Genomic DNA, 24,731 nt, shown 5'->3' with positions numbered 1-24,731 from the left:
CTAGCGCGCCTCCTGGTCGCTGTCCGGGCCCCGTGTCGCCCACATCGGCAGCCGCTCGGCCCGCCGCCGGCCCGTCCCGTTCTGCCGGGCCAGCCGCTCGTTCTGGCCGCGCAGCGCGGTGTGCAGCCCGTCCCACAGCGTGCCGTCGGTCCGGTCACGCGGATCGGGGTCGATCAGCACCACACCGATCACCGGAATGGACTGGTCCGCCAGCTGCCGTGCCACGGTGTGCAGCCATGCGGCGCTGCCGTGTCCGGCACGCACGACGAGCACGGTCTGAGTGCCGAGGTACTGGAGGTCGGTCCACGCCGTGCCGGGCGCCACCGAGCCGACGCCGAGCCGGAGTTCCTGATGCGACAGGGCCGCGGCTCGCTCGCCGTCGACCACGGTCGGGTCTCCCGGTCTCGGTCGGCGCCGCGCGAGCTGCGGGCCGGGGAGACCGTCGACGACGACCACCGGCCCGTCCGCCGCCAGTGCCCTGGCGAGGTCCAGGGCGATCACGCTCGTGCTGCGCGCACAGCCCAGTTCCAGCAGCGAGACCGGATCCGCGGAGCCGCGGACGGTGCGGGCCAGGGACGTGGTCAGCCGTTCGCGTGCCGCCCGGATCCGCCGGCGCCGCCACAACCTGCCCGACCGGCGGGGCAGTTCCGAGATGACCGAGGCGCCGAGGTTCGCCGCGATGTCCCGGCGCAGCACGGGGCGGTCCGCCACCACCGTGCCGACCGCGGCCACCGCGAGCCCGAGGACGAGCCCGAGGACGAGCCCGATCACGGCGTTCGTGGCCGCGGTCCTGGGCAGGGAGTGCCGCACCGCCCGCGGCGCGTCCACGACCTGCGTGCCCGCCACGAGTTGGGGCGTGCCGATGCGTGCCTCCTCGGCGCGCTGGCCGAAGTCGGTGATCCGCGAGGTGAGTTCGGCCCGGCGGGCGAAGAGCGACTCCAGGTTCGCCGACGCCTTCGGCCCGCTGTCCGGCGATGCGTCTCCGATCGACTTGTTGACCTTGGCGAGTTCGTTCCGCATCCGGTCACGCTGGTCGAGCAGGGCCTTGGACTCGGCGTCCGCGGCTGCCTGTATCCGTTTCACATGGTCCGCGACGAACGCGTCGGCCAGCGCCTTGGCGCGTGCCACCGCTTCCGCGTCGCTGTCGGCCGTCACAGTGATCTGCATCAGGTTGTTGGTCAAGCCGACGGCCCCGTAGTCCCGCATGAAGTCCTCGGGCTTCTCCCGGGAGTCGAGGGACCGCAGCGCCTTGTCGGCGATCCGCGTGGTCTGCAGCAGCGCCACGTCGGTGCGGATCAGCGTTCCGGGGTCGTTCGGCTGGTCCTCCTGATGCGCGACCAGCACCTTGGTCACCGCGGTCGGCGACGGCGGCATGAGGACCGCCAACGCCCCGCCCACGAGCAGCCCCAGCAGCCCCACGGAGCACCAGAAGCGGCGGCGCCTGCGCACCGACACCACCAGCGCCTGCAGATCCAGCAGCGGAGCGGCGGCCGACGACTCCGAAGTCGTACTCGTCGTCACCCTGAACTTCCCTTCGCGTCGTACCCAACCGCGAGCACCGGCGTGGCGGCATCCCGAGGACGGCCGGCGGACCGCGTCGCACGGGCCTGGACCAGGCCGGCGAGGACGATGCCGACGACCTCGTGCTCGGCGTCCGCGCACGCCTCGGCGATGCCCGCGAGCTCCCCTGCGGTCCAGCTGCCCGCGCTGAGCACGACCAGGGCTCCGGACTCGTCGCCGCGGTCCGGCACCAACGGCTGGGACACCGAAACCCCCACCACGCGCAGCATGGGGTGTCCCCCGCTCGAAGAGCTCGGGGAAGGATCGCTCTCGGCCACGGCGACGAGCTGCTCGGCGGCCCGGCGGGCGATCTCGTCGCCGTCGGGGACGATCACCAGCAACCGCCGGGGGGCCGGCAGCTCGTCCCGGAGGCGGGCGCACACCCGCCGGTAGCGGATCTGCCTGCTGGCCTCGTCGCCCGACGTCTGCGGGGCCGGTACGTCCCAACGGACGTCGACGCCCAGCAGCCGCCGCATCCGGGCCCGCGTGCCACGGTCCGCCGGCCGGTGCGCGGTCCGTTCACCGGGTACGTCGACGGTACCCAGCAGCGCCGAGCCCAGCGCAGCGGCGATCTCCGGTTGGGTGCGCAGTCGGCGACTCATCCGTGCGGCGGTGAGATGGCCGATGACCGCGAGCAGGAAGAACAGCAGCGCCCCGCCGACGACGAGCTGCATCCTCGTCGGCGGTGCCTCGCCGGCCGGCCGGGCAGCCGTCCCCATGACGACCATGTTGGCCTTGTTGGAAGCCGGGTCGGCCTGGTCCAGCTTGGTGATGGCCTCCTGCAGCGAGGTGCGCAGCTTCTCGAGCTCCGTGCGGGTCTGCACGCTCTCGACCGTCTGTCCCGGATCGGCCGAATCGGCCAGATCGGTGATGCGGCGGCTGGTCTGCACCACCATCTGCTGGAGTTCCTCGAGCTGCGCCGCCTCTTCGGGGTCGGTGTTGTCGTCCACGAGCCGCGCGGCGAATGTGACGAACTGCTGGGCCACCTGGTCGGAGAGCTGCTGAGCGCGCTCCGGGGTGTCGGCCGTGCCCGAGATCTTGATGATGTTCCCGTCGGCCGCCTTGGCGCTCACCCGATCCCGCAGATCGCTGCCGCTGACGCCGGTCCAGTGGAGTGTGGCAGCCGCGTGGTCGAGCACCACCGAACTGGTTGCGATCTCTGTCTGCGTCAGCAGCTCGCGCTCCTCCCACGCCCCCGGCAGCAGTACCGATGCCGACGTCGTGTATCGCGGAGGAAACAGCAAGGAGGTGCCGTATCCGACGAGCGCACCCACCACGGCGAGGATGGTGAGGAGCCGCCAGCGCCGACGGATGATCCGCCCGATGGTGACCAGGCGTATCGTGTCATCGTTCAACGGTGCGGCCTCCGCCCCTTGCAGTCGTGTCGTCCGCGGACGCCGGAGCGTCGTCGCGGCAGGCGGCGGCGTAGGCGGCGAGCAGCGAGCGCTGGGAGTTGCGCCAGGAGAGCGGCCCGCCGATCCGCTCCTGGCCGATCTTGCCCATCAGGGCCCGCTTCTCCGGATCGTCCAGCAGCAGCGCGACGAGCCGGGCGAACTCGGCCTCGTCGTTGGCGGGCGCGTAGACGGCGGCGTCACCGGCGGAGACGCGAGCCTCCCGGAGGTCGAACGAGACGATGGGCCGGCCCATCACCATGTATTCCAGGACCTTGTTCATGGTCGACACGTCGTTGAGCGGATTGTGCGGGTCGGGGGAGAGGCACACGTCCGCGGTCGACAGGTAGCGCACCAGGTCGGCGTCAGGGATGCGCCCGGTGAACTGCACCTGCTTCGAGAGCCCCAGCTCGTGGGACAGCTCCACCATCGCGTCGAAGGCGTCGCCGGCGCCGACGAACACCGCGTGCCAGTCGGTCCGCCCGACGTCGTCACGCAGCTTCGCCAGGGCTCGCAAGGCGTAGTCGACGCCGTCCTGAGGGCCCATGACCCCCAGATAGCACAGCAGATGGGGCTTGCCGCGCTTCAACTCCGGCTCGGGCGGCACCGGGTGGAACCGGTCGATGTCCGGCGCGCTGCGCACCACGAAGACGTCCGCCGGCCGCTTGCCGCCGCGGCGCAACGCGACGTCCCGGTAACTCTCGTTCGTGGCGAGCACGACATCCGCGGCCCGGTAGGTCCGCCGTTCCAGTGCGCACACGGCGCGGTAGAGCAGATCCTTACCGCGGTCGAACCGGGAGAGGTACAACTCGGGTACGAGGTCGTGCTGGTCGAAGACGAACCGCGCGCCGCGCCGCTTCAGCCACAGCGCCGGCAGGAACAGCAGGTCGGGCGGATTGCAGGCGTGGACCACGTCGACCGGGCCGACCTTGCGGGCCAGCCGGAGCGTGTGCCACAACGCCGTGCCGTACTCCTGGAGATAGCCGGCCGGCCCTCCGGTGGCCGCGCGCAACGGGTAGCGGTGGATGCGCACCCCGTCGATCTCGACCTCCGGCTCCGTGTCCCGCTTGCTTCCCTGAGGACAGATGACGTGCACTGTCCAGCCTGCGTCGCGCAGCGTCGTGCATTCCTGCCACACCCGCCGGTCGAACGGCACCGACAGGTTCTCCACCAGGATCAGTGCGCGCCGGCCCCGCCGGTCGCCACTGGTCGTGTTACCAAGCAAGGCCCATGTACCCCGGTTCGGCCCGGCGCGCCTCGGCGTCGGGAAGGTGGATGAGATCGACGATCACCGGGCTGTCGCCATGGGGCAGTGCCGAGAGCACGGCCGGATCCCGGGTCCCGACCAGGCACACCTCGGCGTGCTCGAGCACCTCGTCGACGGAGTCCGCGAGGAGCTGCGCGAGGTGCGGCAGCCGGCTCTCGATGTACTCGCGGTTCGCGCCGAGGAGCCGGGAGAGGCTCACATTGGCGTCGTAGATCTTGAGGTCGTACCCCTTGCCGAAGAGCCGCTCCGCCAGTTCGACGAGCGGGCTCTCGCGGAGGTCGTCGGTGCCGGGTTTGAAGGACAGCCCGAACAGGCCCACCCGGCGCTTGCCGGTGCGCTCGACCATCTCCACCGCGCGTTGCAGATGGTCGGAGTTGGAGGGCAGCACGTGGGAGAGGATGGGTACCGAGACGTCGGCCCGCTGTGCCGCATGCACCAGGCTGCGCAGGTCCTTGGGCAGGCAGGAGCCACCGAAGGCGAAGCCGGGCCGCAGGTAGGCGGGGCTGATGTTCAGCTTGCGGTCGGCCAGGAACACGTCCATCACCTGGTGCGAGTCCACCCCGAGCGCCTGGCACACCGCGCCCAGCTCGTTCGCGAAGCCGATCTTGAGGCCGTGGAACGCGTTGTCCGCGTACTTGATCGCCTCGGCCGTCGGGATCGGCACCCGGAACACCTCGCCGGGCAAGCCGTCGTACAGCGCCAGCACCGCGTCGCCGCTCGCCGGGTCGAGCTCGCCGACGACGGTCTTGGGCGGGTCGAAGAAGTCCCGCACGCTCGTGCCCTCGCGCAGGAACTCCGGGTTGACCGCGACCCCGATGTCCACGCCGGCGGTGCCGCCGACGTACTTCTCCAGGATCGGTACCAGCAGGTTCAGGCAGGTGCCCGGCAGCATGGTGCTGCGGAACACGACGGTGTGCCGACCACCCCGCTCGGCCAGCGCGGCACCGATCTGCTCGGTGACCCGCTCCAAGTACGTGGTGCACAGGCTGCCGTTGGCCTCCGACGGCGTGCCCACGCAGACCAGCGACACCTCGCTGTTCATGACGGCCTCGCGGACGTCGGCGGTGGCACTTAACGCTCCGGTCCGTACGACGTCGGCGATGAGCTCGCCGATGCGCTCCTCGACCACCGGGGCCTTGCCGTCGTTGACCAGGTCGACCTTCACCTGGTTCACGTCCACCCCGATGACCTCGTGGCCCATGCTGGCCAGGCACGCGGCCGACACACAGCCCACGTAACCGAGCCCGAAAACGCTGACTCTCACGACCTGTTCCTCCCCCCAAGCAGGCCCTCTCGGCCTGCGGTCCGTGCGTCGGCAGTACGAAGCCCCTGCTGACCCCCGCGCATCAGTACGCCCCCTGCCCGTAGAGCACCGCGCGCAGCGTCTTCCACAAGATCACCGTGTCCAGGGCGAGCGACCAGTCCTCCACGTACCGCAGGTCCAGCCGGACCGCCTCCTCCCACGACAGGTCGCTGCGTCCGCTGATCTGCCACAGGCCGGTGAGGCCGGGCTTGACCAGCAGGCGACGCCGGATGTCCGGGCCGTACGCGGCGGACTCCTCCGGTAACGGAGGCCGCGGACCGACGAGCGACATCGATCCGGTGAGCACGTTGAAAAGCTGCGGGAGCTCGTCGAGCGAGTACCGTCGCAGCACTCCTCCCACCCGGGTCACCCGCGGATCCCGGCGGAGCTTGAACAGCAGGCCGGCGCCCTCGTTGAGGTCGGCCAGCTCCGCACGTGCCCCGTGAGCCCCGGCGACCATGGTGCGGAACTTGAGAATGGTGAACTCGCGGCCGTTCTTGCCGACCCTGCGCTGGCGGTAGAACACCCCACCGCGGCTGTCCATCACCACGAGCAGCCCGACCAGCACCATCAGCGGCGCGAACAGCAGCAGCAGGATCGCCGCGCCCATCCGGTCGACGACCACCTTGACCGCGCGGCGGCCTCCGGTGAAGGTCGGCATGCTGACCCGCAGCAGCGGGATTCCGAGCACCGCGTCGACGTGCAGTCGCGGGCCGGCCACCTCCATCAGCACGGGGGCCACGACCATCTCGGCGTCGCTGCCTTCGAGGTTCCAGGCCAGCCGCTGCAGCCGGTCCGGTGACCAGTGCGGGTCCGGTGTGACCGCGACGACGCGGTAGCCGTCGCGGTGGACGTGACCCGCGACGTCCGTCAGTCGGCCGACGACCGGGACTCCGTCCAACTGGTCACCGTCGAGCCCGAGGCCGTCCGTCGTGCACACCGCGTCCACCCGCCAACCGAGGTGCGGGAACTTGCGGGTCCGGGTGATCAGGTCGTGCACGGTGGCCGGGCTTCCGGCAGCGAGGACCGGTCTCAGGCATCGACCCTCCTTGCGCTGCTTGTGCAGCCACAGGCGCAGCAGATACCGCGCCGTCATGGTGACGAGCGCGATCGCGGGGATGGCGACGAAGATCCACAGCTTGATGTTGCGGGAGGTGAGAGCGATTCCGCCGAGTGCCAGTACCACGGTCGCCGCGAACATCGAGCGTCCGAGCCGGCGGAACTCCTCGGCGCCCTGGCCCAGTACGGCCGGAGCCCACGAGCGGCTCACCGCGAGCGCCCCCAGCACCAGCAGCTCGGTGCCGAAGGCGAGAATTCCCCACTTCTCATGCCAGTTGGCCGCGTCCCGGGCCCCGAAGAACTTGCCGATCGCAGCCACCACAAAGGCGGTGGCAGCCGTATCGCTGGTCATCACGGCACGCCGGTACCGCTGTTCCCACTCGGTCGCGGGCTGTCTGCTCGCGCCGTTCGCCAGCCGCTCGCGCGCTGACGGAAACGGGCTGACTACTCCCCCTTGCCGCACAGAACCCCCCAAGGTCCCCAGTGGTTGGACGTGTTCGCCCAACCCTGTTCCTCGCATCGGGAGGCCCCCGCCTCCCGCGCCGCGCCGTTCTCCCCCCGGGAGGCCCCCGCCTCCCGCGCCGCGTCGTTCCTCCCATCGGGAGGCCCCTCGCCTCCCCGCGCATGACGTCCCGACAGTTTCAGAGCTACTTGGTCAACCCACACCGGCGGCGGCAGATTCGCATGTCCCGTCGGACTTTCGAGATGCGACGGAGCCCGTCGATACCCCGGGTGCGCCCCGCACCCAAGGCCCCCTGTCGGGCCCGGAATTGATCACCCCCACGGCTGGCGCCGGTCCCGCGATTGCAGGCTTTCCGTAGCGCCGGTACCAAAGATCATTAATGGTCGCCTCGTGTCCGAACTGCTGAAGCACGGTCAATCTAGACCATCGGGACCAGTATGAAGAGAGGGATGTGTGGAAATTGTGCTCAAGATTTGAAGCCGAGTCCGCTGATCGCTGATGGCCCACGGATGCCTTTGCGCCAGGCGCGTTCCAGCGGCTCGACCGGCCCCGGCGCGACCCTCGTACGTCGATGATCACGAGGTGCAACGGGCCTTGTGCGGCCCCAAGTTCGGCAGCAAGCCCTCTCTGTCCGTGCGCTACGGAGTGCCGGTGCGGGTGCCCGATACGGTCGGGGCGGTGGACCCGGACCACGAGCTGCTGTCTTGATCGCGTCGGTGTTCGGCGGCAGGACCGGGGCGAGCGAAACCGCCTCAAGGACCGGGTGAATGGCGTGATGTCGGTCCCGGCCTCGGTGGGTCACGGACCGGAACAGCCGGTTCGATTCTTTGTGTTCACCCCGGCATGTTCGATCTGTTTCTTGAAGATCAACGGGGCGAGCAGGTCGGACGTTTTGTCGACGCGGCCTGAACTGCGGGTTCATGGCAAGTGACTGCCGTTCCGATAGGGGCACCGGGGCGCGGCGCAACAATCCAGCCGCTCGAATTCAGCCCGATTTCGATCACTGGTTTCCGTGGCGAGGTCCGTCGTGGACCGCGGCGAATCAGCAGGCGGGAGCCTGGATTTCGGTGGACGGGGGACGGGCGGGCCCGAGCGGCAGGCCGTGCCGATGGTGGGGGCCCAAGTGCGGACCTGAGTCGGCGCTCTCGGCCTGGCCCACGGGTCACGGGGCCGCCGTTGCTCGCGCGCGGGGGCCCCGTCTCTCAGGGGACGAGCACGATGCGGATCGGGTCCCCGACCTTGTTCTCCAGCTGCCGGACCGCTTCCGAGGCGTCAGCCAGCGGCACGTACCCGCTGATGGAGGGGAACAGGTCGAGGCGGCCGACGGAGGCCAGACGGATCAACTGCTCGACGTGCTCCGGTGAAGAGCCGTAATGGCCGCGGATCTGGTTGCGGCTTCAGCTGAAGCGCGTGCCGTCGGCGATGGTGAGCGGTTGCGGGGTGAGCCCCACGAGGACCACGATTCCGCCTCGGCCGAGGACCTTGACGGCCTGCTCCCGCACGGCCGGTACACCGGCGAAGTCGAAGGCCGCGGCCCCCCGTGGCCCGGAGCACTGCCTCGGCCAGGCCCGGGTCGGCCGGATCCAGGGCGAGGTCGGCGCCGAAGTTGAGAGCGCGCTCTCTGGCGCTGGGCAGCGGGTCGATGGCGATGACCGGTGCGGCACCGGCCAGCCGGGCGAGCTGGATGCCGTGGGCCCCAGGCCGCCCGCGCCCCAGAGTCCCACGCTCCGGGCGGGGCGGACCTGGTTGAAGTCGCATCCGAATCCCGCCGGTCCGATGGTGTCCAGCGTCATCCGGGTCATGTCTCCCGGTACGTCGACGGCGGTGCCGGCCGCACACCTCGCGTCCCAGGGTTCGATCAGCCGGCGGGCGACGCGCAGCATCACGGGGTGGCAGGCCCGCATCGAGCCGAGTGCGAAGGCGGGCATCAGGATGTCGTGCGCCTTGGCCCAGTTGGGCTCGTCGTTGTAGGCGGCGAACAGGCCGTCATGGGCGAACTCGCGGACGTTCTCCAGGGCCGGCCCGACGGCCTTGCGGAATCGCTGCTCGTCGGACAGCTCGGTGACCAGGTCCGGACTGCTGACGAAGAGCGTGTCCCGGCCGTGCAGCCGCTGGACGAAGACCGGACCGTGCTGCCGGGTCAGCGCCATGGTCCTCAGGATGGGCGTCCTGGTCGGACTGGCCGATACGCCGGCAACGGGAACGCCGCTCCGGCTTTCGGGCGGCGGTCCTCACTCTGCCGGCCGCAGTTGCGGAGAAGCGCCGTGAGCCGCTCTCCGAAGGAGCGCGCCAGCCCGGTGGTGACCACCAGGGCCCGATGGCTTTCGTGCGTGCCACCGGGCCGGGGCCGAGTCGACGGGCGGATGTGCCGGCCGCGTCAGGGCCGGCGGGGTGGGCGGCCCCGATCACCGCGCCGGTGGAGTTCCACGGCCACGGGAGCGGCGGTGAAGACGGACGAGTACGTGCCGATCGCGAGGCCGATGAGGAGCGCCAGCGCGAAGTCGGTGAGTGAGGTCCCGCCGAGCAGGGTCAGCGCGGTGAGGATGAAGGCGGCGCCCATGCCGGTGTTCACGGTGCGGGGCAGGGTCTGCAGGATCGCCTGGTCGGCGATGCCGGGCAGCGGCGCCTCGGGGGACCTGCGCACCAGTTCCCTGACGCGGTCGAAGAGGACCACGGAGTCGTTGACCGAGTAGCCGATGACGGTGAGCAGGGCGGCCACGAACACGCCGTCGACGGGCTTGCCGAGCCAGGCGAAGACGCCCACGAGGATCACCACGTCGTGCGCGAGGGCTGCGACCGCGGCGGTGCCGAACAACCAGCGGAAACGCGCCGCGAGATAGACGAGCTGCGCTCCGAGGGCCACAGCGAGTGCGATCAGCGCGCCGCGCCGCAGCTCCTGGCCGAGGCTGGGCCCGATGAGTTCGTCACGCACCTTGTCCGCACCGTCGGCGAGGTCGCGCACGGTGCCCGTGACCTCGGCCTCCTCGGCGTCGGTCAGCGGATCGGTGCGCACGCTCAGGCCGGTGTCCCCGGAGGACTGCACGACGGCGTGGGGAAATCCGGCCTCCGCCAGCGCGGTTCGGGCCCTGTCCGGGTCGACGGGCCTGGTGGTGGCGTACGCGATGAGGCGGCCACCGGTGAACTCCACACCGAGATCGACGCCGCGCACCGCGATCCCCGAGCCGGCCAGTACCAGTACGGCGGCGGACGCGGCCAGCCAGCGGCGGGGGTGACGCATCAGGCGGGGGCCGCGACGGGTGAGGCGGTCGCGGACGACGCCCGTCGTGGCGATGCCGGTGAGGCGGGGGCGTCGGTGGACCCCGGGGCGGCCGGTGGCGTACTCGGCGAGCACGCGGGTGATCACCAGGCCGCTGAACATGGAGGCGAGCACGCCGATGCCGAGGGTGACGCCGAAGCCCCGCACGGGCCCGGAGGCGAGGAAGAACAGCAGCGCGGCGGCGATCAGCGTGGTGATGTTGGAGTCGGCGATCGCGCTGAAGGCGTTGCGGAATCCGGCCGCCAGCGCCGAGCGGGTACTGGGGCGGCGGCGGGCCGCGTACTCCTCGCGGGCCCGTTCGAACACCAGCACGTTGGCGTCCACGGCCATGCCGATCGCCAGGACGAAACCTGCCAGGCCCGGCAGGGTGAGCGTGGCGCCGAGCGCGGCCAGGGCGGCGTAGGAGACGAGGCCGTAGCAGGCCAGGGCGACGGCGGCCAGCACCCCCATCAGCCGGTAGACGACGATCATGAACAGCGCGGTCAGCAGGGTGCCGATGGCCGCCGCCCAGGCACTGGCCGCGATGGCCTGCGCGCCCAGGGTCGGGCCGACGGTGCGCTGTTCGACGGTCTCGACCGGCACGGGCAGAGCCCCGCCGTTGATGAGCAGGGACAGCTCGCGGGCCTCCTCGGGGCTGAAGGACCCCGTGATCTGGGTGGCGCCGTCGCGGATACCGGTCCGGCAGGCGACGGACGGGTCGACCTGGGGTGAGGAGATGACCTTGCCGTCGAGGACGATGGCCACCCGCCGCGCCGCGTCGCCCGCAGGGTGGCAGGCGGCCTCGCCGGTCAGGCGGGCCCAGCCGTCGCGGCCGGCGCCCTCGAAGCCGACGGTGACGTGCCATCCGGCACCGCCCTGCTGGTCGAAGCGGGCGGCGGCCTCCTTGACGTGCGCGCCCGTCAGGGTCGCGGCGCTGAGGCGCAGCGGGGTGCCGCTCTCGTCGGGCAGGACGCTTTCCCGGGGCCGCTTCGGCAGTCGCCGGGAGGTGTCGTCCGCGCTGTCGGCGGTGCCGAGCACCGGGTGGAAGGTGAGCTGCGCGGTACGGCCCAGGACGTCGGCGGCCTTCTTCGGGTCCTGCACACCGGGCAGTTCGGCAATGATCCGGTTGTCGCCGGAGCGGACGAGGGTGGGTTCGGCGACGCCGAGCGCGTCGATGCGGCCGCGCAGCACCTCCAGGGTGCGGTCGGTGGCCGCGCGGTCGGCTTCGGTGGTGGGGGAGGAGCGGGTCTGCAGCACGATCTGTGTGCCGCCGCGCAGGTCCAGTCCGAGGCGGACCGGCACGGTGACGGCGATGTACAGGGATACGGCGATGACGGCGAGGGCGAGCAGCGCCCGCACGCGCAGGGAACGGTTCAACGAGGGGCCTCCGGCAGGCGCACCAGGGCCGCGCGGGCGCGGCCGGGTGCTGTCGAGGTGAGGAAGAAGGGGTGTCAGGCGCCGGAGGTCGCAGGGGGTGCCCGCCCACGGTCATGGTGTGCGTAGGGCTGGGAAGCGGGAATGCGCCGGCTCGGCGTCGGGAATCGCGCGCAGCCGGGCGGGGCGACGATCGTGCCCTGGGGGCGGACGGCGAGGTGGCAGCGCGGAGCAGGGTGCTCGCGGTGCGGCTCCTGACGTGCTGCCGCACGGACGACGCAGAGGGTGTCGCATCCTTCGTCGACGCGCGACCCGGCGTCCGGATGGTGGCCCGCAGTTGCCGCCACGTCGGCCGCCGGGCCGCCCGTCGTCCCGGGCCCGGCGAGGCCGAGCGCGACGAGCAACGTCAGGACGACGGTCGCCAGTACCGAGGCGGCGGGATGCCGGGCGCTCCTCGTGCCGGGGGCGACGCGCGCAGCGTGGTGCATGCCCCGTCCCCTTTCCTCGTGGTGTGCGGGTGCCGGCCGGGCTCGGGTGTTCCCTTCGGGAGCAGGCGGCCGCGGGCCGGGATGGGCAACGAGACCAGAGCGCGCTCAGGCCCGGACCGGAAGGGAGGCCGGGGCTCGATCGGCCCGGACCGGAAGGGAGATCAAGGCTCGATCAGGCCGGCGCGGATGGCGTAGCGGGTGAGTTCCAGACGGTCGCGCAGGCGGAGCTTCTGCAGCAGGTTGGCGCGGTGCCGTTGGACTGTCTTGACGCTGATGAACAGCAGCTCGGCGATCTCCTTCGAGGAGTGTCCCTCGGCCACCAGCTTGAGGACCTCCTCCTCGCGGGGGGTGAGGATCTGGTCGGGGGTCTCCTCGCCGTGGCGGGCCCGGTCGAGGTAGTTGCGGATCAGGGCGGTGACCGCGCCGGGATACAGGAAGGGCTCGTCCCGCATCGCGGCACGGCAGGCGGCGACCAGGTCCCGGTCGGCGACGGACTTCAGCACATACCCGCTGGCTCCGGCCTTCAGGGCCTGGAAGAAGTACTGCTCGTTGTCGTGCATGGTGAGCATCAGGATCCGCAGATCCGGCTTGAGGGCCGCCAGTTCGCGAGCGGCCTGCAGTCCGGTCATGCGGGGCATGGCGATGTCGAGCACGGCCAGGTCGACGTCGTGGGTGCGGGCCAGCCGGACGGCCTCGGCGCCGTCACCGGCCTCGGCGACCACTTCGAGGTCCGGTTCCTGGTCGAGGATGAGCCGCACGCCGCGGCGGACCAGGGCGTGGTCGTCGGCGAGCAGGATGCGGATCGTGCCCGTTCCCGTCCTGGGGGTCATGGTCGTGTCGGGCATCGTCAGGGCTGCTTCCTGGGTACGGGCGCGGTGAGCCGGACCCAAGTGCCCGCGCCCGTGCCCGTGGTCGTGCGGGACGCCGGGGCGATCTCGAGGCTGCCCCCGATGAGCAGGGTCCGCTCGCGCATGCCGCGGATGCCGGCGCCCTCACGGGGGGCCTGGACACCGGAGCCGTCGTCGGTGACCGTCAGCACCACACTGTCGTCCGCGTGACACAGGGACACGGTGACCCGCTGGGCGTCGGCGTGGCGGGCGACGTTGGTCAACGACTCCTGGGCGACGCGGTACAGGACCAGCTCCGTCTCCGGCGCGAGGGCCGGAATGTCGGTGGAGAAGCGGCGGGTGACCTGCAGCCCGGTATGCGTGGCGAAGTCCTCGGTGAGCGAGGTCAGAGCGCTGACCAGGCCCAGATCGTCCAGCACCCCGGGCCGCAGCCGGCGCACCAGGCGACGGACCTCGTCCAGGCTCTCCCGGGTGATCTCCTGCATCTCCTGCAACTCCTCGCGCAGCGGCGCGGGAGCGTCGTCCGCCGCGCGCTTGAGGCCCAGCAGAATCGCGGTCATGCTCTGGCCGACCTCGTCGTGCAGTTCCTGGGCGATACGACGACGTTCGGCCTCCTGCGCCAGCAGCGCCCGGGCACTGCTGGTGGCCCTCTCGTGTTCCAGCCGCTCCAGCATCGCGTTGAACGCGCGGATCACCTGCGCGACCTCGCCGCCGCCGGAGGCGGGCAGGCGCTGACCCGGACGCAGCAGGTCCACGGTGGTCATCAGGTGGGTGAGCCGGTCCAACGGAGCCAGACCGAGCCGCAGCAACGCGGCGTTGGCGACCAGCATGACGGCCAGACCGCCGACCAGGATGACCGCCTCGGTGAGCAGAACCGGCACGGAGACCGTCACCGGAGCCCACAGCAGCAGCGCCGTGGCCGTACCCAGCACCACGGCGTTGAGTGCGAACATCCGCCAGAACAACGACACCGGCCCTACGCCTCCCCTTCTCGCTTCACCTCCACTATGCAGCCCGCCACATTCACGGTGTCGGGAGCCCGAAGTGATCTTCAGGACAGCCTGCCCCGTCCCGAGCGCCCCGTCGATGGGGCCCAGAGCCCATTTCCCTCGACGCGCACCACCCACGACGGTGCCGCATGCATCCCGTGGGCCGGCGCAAATGGGGTCCGCGCCCGATAGGTATCCGCCGTCCGCCCGGCCAGGGTGGAAGCCACCAGAAGCCAGTCGGCGGGCGGCCCGGGCACAGCCACCGGGCAGCTCGTCGTCCGGCGCCCACCCGCGCCGAACCGCGCGTGTGGCACGTCCTCGAGAACAGGATCGACGATGTCCCTCGATGTCACCCGCGCCGAACCCCACCTGCACGAGGCACGACAGCGCCTGGAGCACGCCCGCGACTCCCGGCTGGCGCAGTTGCAGGCCCTCGACGGGACCGGACGGACCTCGGACGACTACCTGCTGTCCGAGCAGAAGGCCGCGATGCAACGGGCCCTGAAAGAGATCGAGGGAGCCTTCGCCCGCATCGCGAACGGCACCTACGGAACCTGCCTGGGCTGCGCCAAGCCCATCCCCGCGGAACGGCTGGAGATCCTCCCGTACACCCGCTTCTGCGTCGCCTGCCAACGCCGCACCACCTGACCACCGTCCGTTTCGATCTCCCGCACCATGCCCTCAAAGGGGTGAAGTGGTGAACCACCAGACCATCAACCAGAGCACGGCACAGCTGTCGGCCGACGACCTTGCCGCCCTGCGCGAGAACCTGCACGAACAGCGCCTCTTCCGCCAGGAGCAGGTGCAGCAGCTCTCCGGACCGGTCACCTCCCGCACCGAGGACCGGCTCCAGCAGCAGGCCGCCTCCCAGATCGAGGTTCACATCAAGCTCGCCGCCTCCGCCCACATGGTCCTCGCCGACGTCGAGGCAGCCCTTGCCCGGATGGACGACGGCACGTACGGCACCTGCCATCTGTGCCGACGTCCCGTCGACCGGGAACGGCTGTCGATCGTCCCGCAGGCCCGCTACTGCGCCCGCTGCCAGCAGGTCAAGGAGGCCATCCCATGACCGGCACGTCCCACCCGCACGCCGCCGCCACGGACCGGCCCTGGCCGATCGCCCGGCGGTGCTGCGGCGTCGCCCTGGACATGGGCAGCGCCCGCACCAGGGCCTGGATCGCGGGCAGAGGCGTCGTCGTCGACGTACCCACCGTGACCTTCCCCGGCACCGGCGCGGTGCACCCCATTCAACGCGGCACCATCATCGACACCCCGGGGTGCGCCCGAATGCTGCAGCGGCTGCTCGCCGACCGCCTGCCCCGCTTCACCCGCCCCCTGGTGATCGTCACCACCCCGGTCCTGGACGGCGTCGCCTACCGCACCCGGGCCCGCACCGCGGTCGACGTGCTGCGGCCGCGCAGCGTCCTGACCGTGCCCAGCGCCCGGGCCGTCGCCGTGGCGGCCGGTGCGGACCTGTCCTGTCCGCTCATGGTGGTGGACATCGGCGCCCACCTCACCGAAGCGGTACTGCTGGACGACGGCGCCATCACCGACGCGCGCCGCACCGCCCTGGGCACCGGCGACCTGGACGCATCGACCACGCCCGAGCAGATCGCCGAGGCGGTGGCCGCCATGCTCGCCGAGATGCTCCGCCAGGACGGCACCTCGCTCACCTTCGACGCACTCCACCGGGGCATCCTCCTGGCCGGCGGAGGCGCCCTGCGCCCCGAGATCACCGATCACCTCACCGGGCGGCTGCACGTGCCGTTGCGCGTGGTCCCGGCCCCGCACACCGCAGCCGTCCGCGGCGCCGCCAGGCTTCTGCAAGCCGCTTGCACCCACCCGTCCGTCTCCCCCTCCTCCCCGCCGACTGCCCGCCCCTGACCAGGGCCTGTCCCCGATTTCCTCGGCACCCCGCATCCGCTGCGTCCATCGTCGGAAGGAGGACACATGCCCGGCCGCATTCCTTCACCGCCCCCGCCGCAGGAGCTACCGCGGGGCGTGCTGTGGCGCCGGCGGCGCAACCCCCTGCGCCGCCGCAGCGATCTGGTCCAGGCACGGATCGGCCTCGGCCTTCTCCTGGCCGCGTCGGCAGCCGCCCCGGCCGCCATGTTCCTGGGCGGCGACGCCGCCTACCGCCACTACACCCGCACCGCCCAGTACCAGGCCGAGACCCGCCACCGGACCACCGCCGTCCTTCTCGAAGACGTCCCCCGCCACCCCGAGCCCGGCTCAGCCGAAGCCAAGGAGACCCGCTACCCGGCCAAGGTCCGCTTCACCGATCCCGAGGGACACACCCGCACCGCCACGACCGACGTCCAGCCGGCACTGTCCGAGGGCAGCACCGTCCGCGTATGGGCCGGCACCGACGGAAAGGTCACCGACCCGCCCCTGAGCGCCGGTCAGATCCGCAGCCGCGCCATGAGTTCCGGCATCGTCGCCGCCCTTGGCGTGCACGCCACCGCGGCCGCCGCCTACGGCATCGCCACCCGCATCCTCCACCGCCGCAACCTGGCCGCTTGGGACACCGCCTGGGCTGAGACGGCACCCCGCTGGACGACACGGCCATAGCCCCCGACCCACCAGGCGTTCGACCCTGCCCGACTTCCCCCGTCCTCCGTTCCTCGCGCGCCTGCAGGGTGATCGAGCGGAGGCGGACCGCCCATATGGCCATCGGCAGCAGTCTGTTCAGGCACACACCTGATTGACGCGGAGATTGTCTGGGCCTGTTGGGGATCGCCCTCTACCCTCGGTGCCCGACCTCGGCCTCTTCCCCCAAGGAGGGCGTATGAAGACAAGATGCGCAACGCACGGCACCGGCTTACGGCGTTCAACGGCCGCTCTGGTCGCTCTGCTCCTTGTCGCCGCGGCACTGGCGATCGGTGGCGGACCGGCGCAGGCCGCACCGGTCGCGCCGGCCGGCCGGGCCTCGGCGGCGACCGTGGACCTTTCGCGGTGGATGGGCGAGATGCACAGTTATCTCGACGACCAGCCGCTGAACGGGATCGCGATGCCCGGCAGTCACGACTCCGGCAGTTGGAGCATCCCGGCCGACCCGGGCCTGTGCACGAGCGGCTGGTCATACGACGCCGCCTCGCTCGACCCACGGCTGGCGGCCAGCATCTCGCGAGCCCAGAGCAGCAGCCTCACCGGCCAGCTCGACGAGGGCGCCCGCTATCTCGACCTGCGGCTGTGCCGGGAGGGCGGGCAGTGGAGGACGTTCCACGGCGCACCGATGGGAGGACTGTTCTTCGACGGCCCCTCGGGTGAGGCGGCCTCGGTCAAGCGCTGGATCGACGAGCATCCCTCGGAAGTGGTCGTCATCAGTGTGTCGGCCGCCGTTCCTGCGGGGGCCGACGCGGGCGAGCCGATCACCAGGCTGCGCGACCTGTTCGCCTCCCGGGTCGCGACCAGGACCGAACTGTCCGCGACCTCCCCCTACGGTGACTTCGTGAAGGCCGGGAAGAACGTCGTGCTCATCGACTCCTCAGCGGCGGTCGACCAGCCCTGGGCCTGGCACGCGGACAGCATCTCCGACCGCGGCAGCTACCCGGCGGCAAACCCGTCCTGGTGGGAGATCCTCAAGTCCTTCTTCAGCGGAAGCCCGCCTCAGCAGATCTACGATCAGACACTGACACTCAACGAGAAGGCCCTCGCCCGCGACCCCGGCGTGGACCAAGGGCGCCTCTTCGTCCTGTCGAGCATCGTCCAGCCGGATCTGCAGATACCCCAACTGTTCATGATCCGGCTGCTGTCACCCTTCTTCCCGGCCTCCGTACGGGACAACTACCTCATGCACCTGGCCGACGGCCTCAACGCCCAGCTGGTCACCAAGCTCCAGACGCAGTGGCGATCGCCCGAACTGGCCCGCAACATGAACATCGTGGCGATCGACGACCTGGGACACCGGCCGCAGGGCGACCTTCAGCGCGCCGTCATCGACGTCAACACGCTTGCCGACCACGCCACCTGACGGGCCCCGACATCAGCCCGGCTTCCGACGGCGGGCACTCCTGCACAGGGCGAAGCCCCGGACGTCATGCGGTCCGGGGCTTCGGAGCGTTCAGGGAGGCCGTCGTACCAGCCCACTGGTGCGGGGGAGTTGACGACTTCGAGCGCTGGTGCGGGGATTGTTCGGGGACCGACGTCAGCGGGCCGCGGCGGCGGCCTGCCGGATCAGGTCGGCGACGGCTTCGGGGCGGGAGACGGAGACGGCGTGGGAGGCGTTGATCTCGACGGTTCGGGAGTGCGCGCGTCCGGCCATGAAGCGCTGTGCGGCCGGCGGGATGTTCTTGTCCTGGGTGGCGACGAGGTACCAGGAGGGGATGGTCTTCCAGGTGGCCGCGGACGCCTTCTCCTCAAGGGCCGAGGCGGCCACAGGGCGCTGGGTGGCGGCCATCAGGTCGGTCTGCGCGGTGGGTACGTCGGCGGCGAACTGGTCGTGGAACTTCTCGGTCTTGATGTAGAGGTCGGTGCCGGTGGATCCGTCGGCGAGGGGGAAGGGCACCGGGTCGAGGTTCTCGCCCAGGGTGCTGCCCGGGTACTTGCCGGACAGCTCCAGCGCGCTCTCGCCCTTGTCGGGGGCGAAGGCGGCGATGTAGACGAGCGCCTTGACCTCGGGGGTGTCGGCGGCGGCCTCGCTGATGACGGCGCCGCCGTAGGAGTGGCCCACGAGCACGATCGGGCCGTCGACGCTCTTGAGGACGCTGTGCAGGTAGGCGGCGTCACCGGCCAGAGTGCGCAGCGGGTTGGCCGGGGCGATGACCGGATAGCCGGCCTGCTTGAGGCGCTTGATGACGCCGTTCCAGCTGGAGGAGTCCGCGAACGCGCCGTGGACCAGTACGACGGTGGGCTTCGGGCCGGTCGGGTGGTGCCCGGTCCTGGCGGCGCTCGCCGAGGTCGAGACGGCCAGGGACAGGGCGGCCAGGGCGGCGAGGGAGCCCGCCAGGGCGGCCTGGGTGCGGATCGGCCGGAGCAGGGACTTGAGGTTCATGGCGGATCTCCTTCTGGTCGGCGGGCGTTGACGGCAGCGCCCCGTTCTGCCGCCCTGGGCTGGTGCCCGGGGCGACATGGAGAAACCTAGTGAGCATTTTGATTGTGCGCAACTTAAACGGGTGCGTGGATTCTGAGGTCGAGAAACCTCCGACGCTGTCCGTGCCGGCTGCCGACCGGCCGTCGGTGACGCGGACCGGCACGCGGCATCCGCCTCCCCACCCATGGGAGACAACGGCCCGGCCGACGACGGACTGCGCTCGCGGGTCAGGTGAGACGCGTCAGGGCGGCGCGGCAGTCGGCCGGCAACTCCTCGCCGCTGCACATGCTTTGGCCGCGCTGTTGTGCGGACCTGCGGCTCCGGGTCCGTACAACCGCGCGGTGTTTCGGCGGGGCGGCCCACAGCTGCGATTCCGTCCCTCGGGGACATCCGGCCGTGGGGCGGGAATGCCCACCGGGTCCGTGCTGTTGTGGGGAGTGTGGTCGTGAAGGGGACAGTGTCCCCGGGCCTCACCTATTGCCTGTAGGGACGATCGTTCGGCTGAAGCCCTGCAGTGCCTTTCGCCGCGTAGGCGACCGCCCTTCACGACCGCGTCTTCGTGTGTGGCCCGGCCATCGCGGCCGGGTCACACACGTGCCCGGTACGGGAATACGTCCACACCCGGCCGCGGCCATCACCACAACCCGGCTGGTGCGTAGGCGATCGCATCAGGCCCCGCGCATCGTCCGGGCCGCGAGTGGACCGGCGAGAGCGGCCGGCGGGCCCTTATCGACGACGGTCACCCGTCGGCTCGCGTTGACGGCCCAGCCCCTACCGCGCCTGCGGTGGGAGCCCCAGTTCGTCCAGCGACTGCCCGGTGGCCCAGCGCTGGAGCTGGTGGCCGTCGAGGAGGTGGAGGCCGTCCTGACGGGACGCCCAGAGCACGTCCGCGCGGCTGAAGTCGCCGCGGTGGACGACGATGCTGGTCGGGTGGCCGGTGCCGGGGCGTCCCGTCTCTCGTAGCGGAGCGGGCCCGCTGATGGTCTCGTCCCCGACCGGCGTCGATACGGGGCGGAACACGACGTCGAGTTCGCGGCCCTGCTCATCGTGTGCGTACAGGCGAGGCCGCCCCTTCCGCGCGGTCAGGTCGACCACCTGATAGCCGTCACGCCGCAACATGCGTGTAGCCGCCACCACCAGGCCCTGGTCGTCGAGGTCGGCCAGCTCCGCCGCGGTGTAGCGGCCACCTCGCCGGCGGACGACTCCCTGGCGCAGACGCAACCCTGCACTCCCGCCGATCGCGGCCAGCAGCAGAGCGAGCGCGAGGCAGTCGATGCCCTGCGTGCGGTAGAGCCAGACGAATCCCATGACGGCCGCGAGTACGGACAGGCCGAGGCCCGCGAACACCGGCAGCACGTCGCGCAGTTCGGGCCCGTACCGGCCCTGCGCCCGCAGCTCGGACACCACGCGCCGACGCTGGGACCGCCGGGAGTCAGGCATGAAAGGCCCCCGGCAGATGAGGCACTGCAGGCCGCCACCATCGCACCACCACGGTCAACTCCCCCCATCGTCCGTTCCGTCGTCCGGTACAGATACCCGATCACCCGGCCGGCCGCCAACCGGGAGCGCTTCGGTCACGGAATCGGTCGCCCCAGGCTTCGCGACCTGGACGGTGTGGCGGGCCGTGCGGTGGGGGGCAGTTCAGACGGCGCCCGATCCGGAACGCCGGTGCGTGCTCCGAGGTCGGACAAGCGCGCCCGACCTCTCGCGCCGGTCGGGCCTGGCGTGCCGCTGAACGCTGTGATCGGTGGCATCCCGCGGCCCGCGGGCGCGGCGCTCAACCGTGCGCCGACAGCTGGGACGGCCGCGTGCCGTGTCAGGAGGACAGCCTGCCCGCGACGACCTCCGCGGCCTTCTTGGCGATGTCGCATGTCTGAGCGGGGCTGTCGCCTGCTGTGACGGTGACGCGTACGTATTCCTCCGTGGTGACGTCGAGCGACACCGCGCAATCCCTCGCCGCGCCGGTCTTGGTCTCCGTCATCACCGCCTTGTGCCCTGCGATGTCGGGCAGAGCTTTGGCCTGTGAACTGTGGAACTCCATGTCGTGGACATCCGCGCCGCCGTCGTTGATCTCGACCGCGAAGTCGTAACCACTGCACGTCGGCTTGCCCGGGACGGCCAGCATCGTGGGCTGGGCGTAGTTGTCCTGACTGAGCTGCGGTACATCGGCGGGCTTCAGCAGGGTGCACGGATCGACGCCGGCGAGCGGTGTCCCCGCCTTGCCCTTGTCGGCACCGCCGCCTTGCGCGGCCGAGCTCCCGCCGGCGCCGCCGCCCGGTCCGCCGGATGCCTTGTCGCCGTCGCTGTCGCCGCAGGCCGCGAGCCCGAGCACGCAGGCCAGGACCGTGGCCGTCATCACCACACGTCGCATGTTCATCCCCCGTGATTCCACTGTGGTCCGGATCGTACCGAAGGGAGGTTCCGTCGCTCTCACGCTCCACCCGCCGCGCGGTGCGCAGCGCAGTGCCGACGCCCTCTCGCCGGAGGCCAGCGTCCCACTGCTCTCGGCCGAGACCGTTCATGGCGGCGCAGGCCGCCGCAGATGTCCACAACCTGCTCGACAAATCCGGCAGTTGAGCCGTCTTGACGCTGCGTCATGGCCGGGGCGCGTCCTGGCTCGGCGATTCGGCGACCCCCGTGGCTCCCTCGATACGCCCGGTCGCGCCGCCGCGGAATCAGCAGTCGCGTAGACGGCGACCGGCCTCATGGACGGCCGAGAGAGGGGAGCGGAGCAGCGGGCAGGTCACAACTCGGCCAGGCCGAGTTGGCGCAGCATGCCGAGTTCGTCGCTGCTGCCCCAGCGCTCGACGAGCTTGCCGTCGCTGTCGAAGCGGCTGATCTGCATGCCCCGGTAACTCACCTTCTTGCCGGTCGCCGGGTGCCCCCTGAGCGGTCCCAGGTGCGTCCCGGTGATCGTGTAGGCGAAGGCCAACTCGTCGTCGGTGGCCAGCAGATGCTCGACCTCGACGTGCAAGTCGGGGAAGGCTGTCCGCAGTTCGCCGAACATGGCTTTGTACCCGTCGGGTCCTTGAACCTGTCCCGGGGCGGGATCGTGGTCGACCGAATCGGGTGCGACGACCGTGTCGAGGGTGTCCAGGTTGCCGGTGACGACGGCTTCCGCGAAAGCGGTCTGTGCGGTGATGTTCGCTTGCTGAGCCATGGGTACTCCCGGGAGCGTCCGCGGTACCGGCCTGGTCGTCGGCTGTGAGGTCCGCGCCTACGCCGTACAACGACCGTACCTCGGCCGATCGCCTCAGGCATGTCTGCGAGGCAGGCCTCCGACGGTGAGGTCCCGCGCTGCGCCGTGCCGTATCCAGCGGAGCGTTCACCCTCATTTCATTGCAACGAGTCGTGACAGGTGGGTTGCATTCCCTTCAGGGCCGTTGCAACGATTCCTCTCGATCGACCTGGGAAGATGATGCTGTTGCGCAACAAGCATGTTGTTGGATCGGTGAATGCAACGTAGCTTTTCCGTTGTCGGAAACAGCGGGCCGTAGGGGTCCGCGCCGGCAGACAAAGGAGCTGCGTCATGCAGAAGTTCGCCTCTCCCGCCCCCGTCCAGGCCGTCGTCACCATCCCCGCCGGACGCATCCAGCTGATCGCGGCCGACCGGGCCGACACCACGGTGGAGGTCCTGCCCGCGAACGCCGCGAAGAGCCGTGACGTGAAGGCCGCCGAACAGGTCCGGATCACCTACGACGACGGTGTCCTGCGCGTCGAGGCCCCGGAAGTACAGAACCGGATCCTCGGGCCCTCCGGCTCCGTCGAGGTGACCGTCCAGCTTCCCGCCGGCTCCCGCGTGGAGGCGAAGGCGGTCGGCGCCGAGTTCCGCGGCGTGGGACGCCTGGGTGACGTCGTCTTCGACGGCGGCCACCGCACGGTGAAGATCGACGAGGCCGACAGTGCTCGCCTCACGGGTCTGGACGCCGACATCAAAATCGGCCGCCTGAACGGCTCCGGTGAGATCAGTACCCAGAAGGGCGACGTGACCGTCACCGAGGCCGTGCGCGGCACGCTCACCCTGACCACGCAGATGGGCGACGTCACCGTCGCCGCCGCCCACGGTGTCTCCGCCTCCCTGGACACCGGGACCGGTTACGGCCGGGTCGACACCACCTTGAAGAACGACGGCACCCCGGCCCTGACCATCAAGGCGACCACCATCTGCGGAGACATCACCGCCCGCAGCCTCTGAAGGCGCGGGGGCCACCCCTCGCGCTCCGTGCCCCCAAGCGGCACGGGCCGGGTGGCCGGCCCAAGGCGGCACCGCGGTCCGTCGAGGACGAACCAGGAAGGCGGAGGACTGTCGATGGACATTCGCCAGCGTGCCCCCTTCCGCTCGCTCAAGGCGGTTGAGGTGCGCGCGTTCGGGCGGCCCGGGGCTCAGTGCTCGGGTAAGCGCCCGGACCGCCACCCGACCAACATGCCCCAGGCCGGTGCCCGCCTCCAGGCAGGCGCGGCCAGGTGAGTGAAGCCCCAAGCCCGGCGGGTGTCGGGCTTGCACCCTGTCGCTGATCCACGGGGCGGTTTCGCACACCTCTCCAGATCTCCTCCGAAGCGTGGAGGACCTGAATCCGCGAATGTGTCGGGCGTCGCGGCCACCGAATCCGCCCGACGGAACCCGAGGGCGGCGGTGTCCAGCGGGTGACGTCGGCACCTCACGAACGCCGTTCGAGCCATCCACGCTCCGCCGCGAGCAGTCCGATCTGGAAACGTGTCTGCGCCCCGAGGGCACTGCCCGCGTCGCTGACGTGTTTCTGCACGGTGCGGCGGCTTATCCCCAGAGCCCGTGCGATGGAGTGGTCCTTCATGCCCGTCGCCATCAGCTGGAGGATCTCATGGGTTCGCTCGTCGATCTGCGCTCCCGGAGAGTGGCTGTCCGGTACCGGCCGATCGATCCGGGTGTCGAGCGAAGCGGGCGTCGCATGTTCCCACACGATCTCGAACAGCGTGGCCAGTGCCGTCACCAGGGCGGGCGAGTGGACCACCAGCGAACCCGCCGACGGCCGGTCGAAGCGCGTCGGCAGCAGCGCCGTGGTCCGGTCGAAGACCACCAGTTTCGTCGGCAGGTGCGACGCCAGCCGCAGTTCCCCGCCCCCGGCCGTGCCCCGGATCGCCGTCTCCAGCGACAGCGCATCGGTGAAACCGTCCGTCTCGTACACCGAGCGAAGACGTACTCCGGATCCCACGGCGATCTCCTGCCCGGACCCTTCGGGGGCCGTGACGTACGGCGGCTTCGCAAGGTGCAGGACCTCGTCCCGGCTGTCCCGCACAAGTCGGGCGTAGCGAGCCGACACCTCCTGACCGTCCTCCAGCACCTCCACCAGATGCGCGGACCGCGGACCCGAGGCCGCTTCGTACGCCGCGTACAGGCGTTCCGCCAAGTCCTCGGCCTGGGCCAGTTCGGTCCGTCGGCGTGCGAGCAGCGTTCCGACCGACGAACGGGGCGGGCTCGCGGCCCAGCGTGTCGGCCGATCGCCGATGCGTATCGCCAGCGAGGCCTTCTCCAGGCGCTGCAACGCTTGTTCGGCCTCGGGCGGGGACACACCGGCGGCCTCGGCCACCGCGGTTGCGTCGGTCGGCGGCAGGCTCACCAGCTGCTCCAACACCTGCCCTTCGAGACTGCTCAGCCCGATTCCCGCCCAGTCGCCGTCCGACGTGAGGTACATCCGGTGTGACACTCCCGCGCGCCGGGACTCGG

General features: G+C 71.0%; 21 protein-coding genes and 1 pseudogene. 7 read left to right on the top strand and 15 right to left on the bottom strand.

What is annotated here, in order from left to right; genetic code table 11:
* The 5 genes from ACZ4IF_RS14950 to ACZ4IF_RS14930 all read right to left on the bottom strand — a co-directional run bounded on the left by ACZ4IF_RS14950 (nt 1) and on the right by ACZ4IF_RS14930 (nt 7,043).
* Nucleotides 1–1,521, bottom strand: coding sequence for a Wzz/FepE/Etk N-terminal domain-containing protein (locus tag ACZ4IF_RS14950; RefSeq protein ID WP_467562871.1), 1,521 nt, complete (start codon nt 1,519–1,521; stop codon nt 1–3).
* On the bottom strand, nt 1,518–2,915 hold the full coding sequence (locus ACZ4IF_RS14945) for a Wzz/FepE/Etk N-terminal domain-containing protein (RefSeq protein ID WP_467562869.1): 1,398 nt from the start codon (nt 2,913–2,915) through the stop codon (nt 1,518–1,520). Before ACZ4IF_RS14945 ends, ACZ4IF_RS14950 begins: the two co-directional genes overlap by 4 nt.
* Complete coding sequence (locus tag ACZ4IF_RS14940; RefSeq protein ID WP_467562867.1) at nt 2,905–4,176, bottom strand: glycosyltransferase family 4 protein; 1,272 nt, start codon at nt 4,174–4,176, stop codon at nt 2,905–2,907. The genes ACZ4IF_RS14945 and ACZ4IF_RS14940 overlap by 11 nt, the downstream gene beginning before the upstream one ends.
* Nucleotides 4,166–5,482 carry a nucleotide sugar dehydrogenase gene (locus tag ACZ4IF_RS14935; RefSeq protein ID WP_467562865.1) on the bottom strand — a complete coding sequence of 439 codons (1,317 nt, stop codon included), beginning with the start codon at nt 5,480–5,482 and terminating at the stop codon, nt 4,166–4,168. The genes ACZ4IF_RS14940 and ACZ4IF_RS14935 overlap by 11 nt, the downstream gene beginning before the upstream one ends.
* Nucleotides 5,483–5,564: 82 nt before the next feature.
* Nucleotides 5,565–7,043, bottom strand: a complete 1,479-nt coding sequence (locus ACZ4IF_RS14930; protein ID WP_467562863.1) for a sugar transferase — start codon at nt 7,041–7,043, stop codon at nt 5,565–5,567.
* A gap of 582 nt (nt 7,044–7,625) precedes the next feature.
* Between ACZ4IF_RS14930 and ACZ4IF_RS14925 the strand changes: the two genes are divergently transcribed.
* Nucleotides 7,626–7,751: a hypothetical protein gene (locus ACZ4IF_RS14925; protein ID WP_467562861.1), complete on the top strand. Its 126-nt coding sequence runs from the start codon at nt 7,626–7,628 to the stop codon at nt 7,749–7,751.
* A gap of 494 nt (nt 7,752–8,245) precedes the next feature.
* Here the strand turns inward: ACZ4IF_RS14925 and ACZ4IF_RS14920 are convergent.
* From ACZ4IF_RS14920 to ACZ4IF_RS14900, 5 genes and pseudogenes are all read right to left on the bottom strand, one after another.
* Nucleotides 8,246–9,193 (bottom strand): annotated as a pseudogene (locus tag ACZ4IF_RS14920) (cytochrome P450).
* A 227-nt stretch (nt 9,194–9,420) separates the two neighbouring features.
* The gene (gene secD / locus ACZ4IF_RS14915) at nt 9,421–11,676 is read right to left on the bottom strand and encodes a protein translocase subunit SecD (protein ID WP_467562859.1); all 2,256 of its coding nucleotides are present in this window, start codon (nt 11,674–11,676) and stop codon (nt 9,421–9,423) included.
* 74 nt (nt 11,677–11,750) lie between these two features.
* On the bottom strand, nt 11,751–12,161 hold the full coding sequence (locus ACZ4IF_RS14910) for a hypothetical protein (protein ID WP_467562857.1): 411 nt from the start codon (nt 12,159–12,161) through the stop codon (nt 11,751–11,753).
* A gap of 161 nt (nt 12,162–12,322) precedes the next feature.
* A complete protein-coding gene (locus ACZ4IF_RS14905) occupies nt 12,323–13,006 on the bottom strand; it encodes a response regulator (RefSeq protein WP_467562855.1) in 684 nt (227 codons plus the stop codon).
* A gap of 2 nt (nt 13,007–13,008) precedes the next feature.
* On the bottom strand, nt 13,009–13,980 hold the full coding sequence (locus ACZ4IF_RS14900) for a HAMP domain-containing sensor histidine kinase (RefSeq protein ID WP_467562853.1): 972 nt from the start codon (nt 13,978–13,980) through the stop codon (nt 13,009–13,011).
* Between the two features lie 354 nt (nt 13,981–14,334).
* On the opposite strand from ACZ4IF_RS14900, the gene ACZ4IF_RS14895 reads away from it, so the two are divergent.
* From ACZ4IF_RS14895 to ACZ4IF_RS14875, 5 genes are all read left to right on the top strand, one after another.
* Nucleotides 14,335–14,646, top strand: a complete 312-nt coding sequence (locus ACZ4IF_RS14895; protein ID WP_467562851.1) for a TraR/DksA family transcriptional regulator — start codon at nt 14,335–14,337, stop codon at nt 14,644–14,646.
* A 46-nt stretch (nt 14,647–14,692) separates the two neighbouring features.
* Nucleotides 14,693–15,067, top strand: a complete 375-nt coding sequence (locus ACZ4IF_RS14890; protein ID WP_467562849.1) for a TraR/DksA family transcriptional regulator — start codon at nt 14,693–14,695, stop codon at nt 15,065–15,067.
* Nucleotides 15,064–15,882, top strand: a complete 819-nt coding sequence (locus tag ACZ4IF_RS14885) for a rod shape-determining protein (RefSeq protein WP_467562847.1) — start codon at nt 15,064–15,066, stop codon at nt 15,880–15,882. Before ACZ4IF_RS14890 ends, ACZ4IF_RS14885 begins: the two co-directional genes overlap by 4 nt.
* Nucleotides 15,883–15,948: 66 nt before the next feature.
* On the top strand, nt 15,949–16,569 hold the full coding sequence (locus ACZ4IF_RS14880; RefSeq protein WP_467562845.1) for an Rv1733c family protein: 621 nt from the start codon (nt 15,949–15,951) through the stop codon (nt 16,567–16,569).
* A gap of 217 nt (nt 16,570–16,786) precedes the next feature.
* Nucleotides 16,787–17,971: a PI-PLC domain-containing protein gene (locus tag ACZ4IF_RS14875; RefSeq protein WP_467562843.1), complete on the top strand. Its 1,185-nt coding sequence runs from the start codon at nt 16,787–16,789 to the stop codon at nt 17,969–17,971.
* Between the two features lie 174 nt (nt 17,972–18,145).
* Here ACZ4IF_RS14875 and ACZ4IF_RS14870 read toward each other — a convergent pair whose 3' ends face one another.
* The 4 genes from ACZ4IF_RS14870 to ACZ4IF_RS14855 form a co-directional block, all read right to left on the bottom strand.
* Entirely contained in the window at nt 18,146–18,991 is an 846-nt protein-coding gene (locus tag ACZ4IF_RS14870; RefSeq protein WP_467562841.1) for an alpha/beta fold hydrolase, read from the bottom strand.
* 810 nt (nt 18,992–19,801) lie between these two features.
* On the bottom strand, nt 19,802–20,437 hold the full coding sequence (locus tag ACZ4IF_RS14865; RefSeq protein ID WP_467562839.1) for a hypothetical protein: 636 nt from the start codon (nt 20,435–20,437) through the stop codon (nt 19,802–19,804).
* Between the two features lie 409 nt (nt 20,438–20,846).
* Nucleotides 20,847–21,407 carry a DUF3558 family protein gene (locus ACZ4IF_RS14860; protein ID WP_467562837.1) on the bottom strand — a complete coding sequence of 187 codons (561 nt, stop codon included), beginning with the start codon at nt 21,405–21,407 and terminating at the stop codon, nt 20,847–20,849.
* A 366-nt stretch (nt 21,408–21,773) separates the two neighbouring features.
* On the bottom strand, nt 21,774–22,190 hold the full coding sequence (locus tag ACZ4IF_RS14855) for an ester cyclase (RefSeq protein ID WP_467562835.1): 417 nt from the start codon (nt 22,188–22,190) through the stop codon (nt 21,774–21,776).
* Nucleotides 22,191–22,559: 369 nt separating this feature from the next.
* Here ACZ4IF_RS14855 and ACZ4IF_RS14850 point away from each other — a divergent pair, with 369 nt between their 5' ends.
* Nucleotides 22,560–23,225: a DUF4097 family beta strand repeat-containing protein gene (locus ACZ4IF_RS14850; RefSeq protein ID WP_467562833.1), complete on the top strand. Its 666-nt coding sequence runs from the start codon at nt 22,560–22,562 to the stop codon at nt 23,223–23,225.
* A gap of 463 nt (nt 23,226–23,688) precedes the next feature.
* On the opposite strand, the gene ACZ4IF_RS14845 is transcribed toward ACZ4IF_RS14850, so the two are convergent.
* On the bottom strand, nt 23,689–24,699 hold the full coding sequence (locus ACZ4IF_RS14845) for a helix-turn-helix transcriptional regulator (protein WP_467562831.1): 1,011 nt from the start codon (nt 24,697–24,699) through the stop codon (nt 23,689–23,691).
* Nucleotides 24,700–24,731 lie beyond the last annotated feature (32 nt).

This window comes from Streptomyces sp. NPDC025784 (assembly GCF_055558435.1).
This window is presented reverse-complemented; position numbering and strand designations above follow the sequence as displayed.

Coding starts and splice junctions, on each gene's coding strand:
- ACZ4IF_RS14895 (WP_467562851.1), top strand. CDS start 14,335: ATGTCCCTCGATGTCACCCGCGCCGAACCCCACCTGCACGAGGCACGA.
- ACZ4IF_RS14855 (WP_467562835.1), bottom strand. CDS start 22,190: ATGGCTCAGCAAGCGAACATCACCGCACAGACCGCTTTCGCGGAAGCC.
- ACZ4IF_RS14880 (WP_467562845.1), top strand. CDS start 15,949: ATGCCCGGCCGCATTCCTTCACCGCCCCCGCCGCAGGAGCTACCGCGG.
- ACZ4IF_RS14860 (WP_467562837.1), bottom strand. CDS start 21,407: ATGAACATGCGACGTGTGGTGATGACGGCCACGGTCCTGGCCTGCGTG.
- ACZ4IF_RS14910 (WP_467562857.1), bottom strand. CDS start 12,161: ATGCACCACGCTGCGCGCGTCGCCCCCGGCACGAGGAGCGCCCGGCAT.
- ACZ4IF_RS14870 (WP_467562841.1), bottom strand. CDS start 18,991: ATGAACCTCAAGTCCCTGCTCCGGCCGATCCGCACCCAGGCCGCCCTG.
- ACZ4IF_RS14885 (WP_467562847.1), top strand. CDS start 15,064: ATGACCGGCACGTCCCACCCGCACGCCGCCGCCACGGACCGGCCCTGG.
- ACZ4IF_RS14850 (WP_467562833.1), top strand. CDS start 22,560: ATGCAGAAGTTCGCCTCTCCCGCCCCCGTCCAGGCCGTCGTCACCATC.
- ACZ4IF_RS14875 (WP_467562843.1), top strand. CDS start 16,787: ATGAAGACAAGATGCGCAACGCACGGCACCGGCTTACGGCGTTCAACG.
- ACZ4IF_RS14845 (WP_467562831.1), bottom strand. CDS start 24,699: ATGTACCTCACGTCGGACGGCGACTGGGCGGGAATCGGGCTGAGCAGT.
- ACZ4IF_RS14905 (WP_467562855.1), bottom strand. CDS start 13,006: ATGCCCGACACGACCATGACCCCCAGGACGGGAACGGGCACGATCCGC.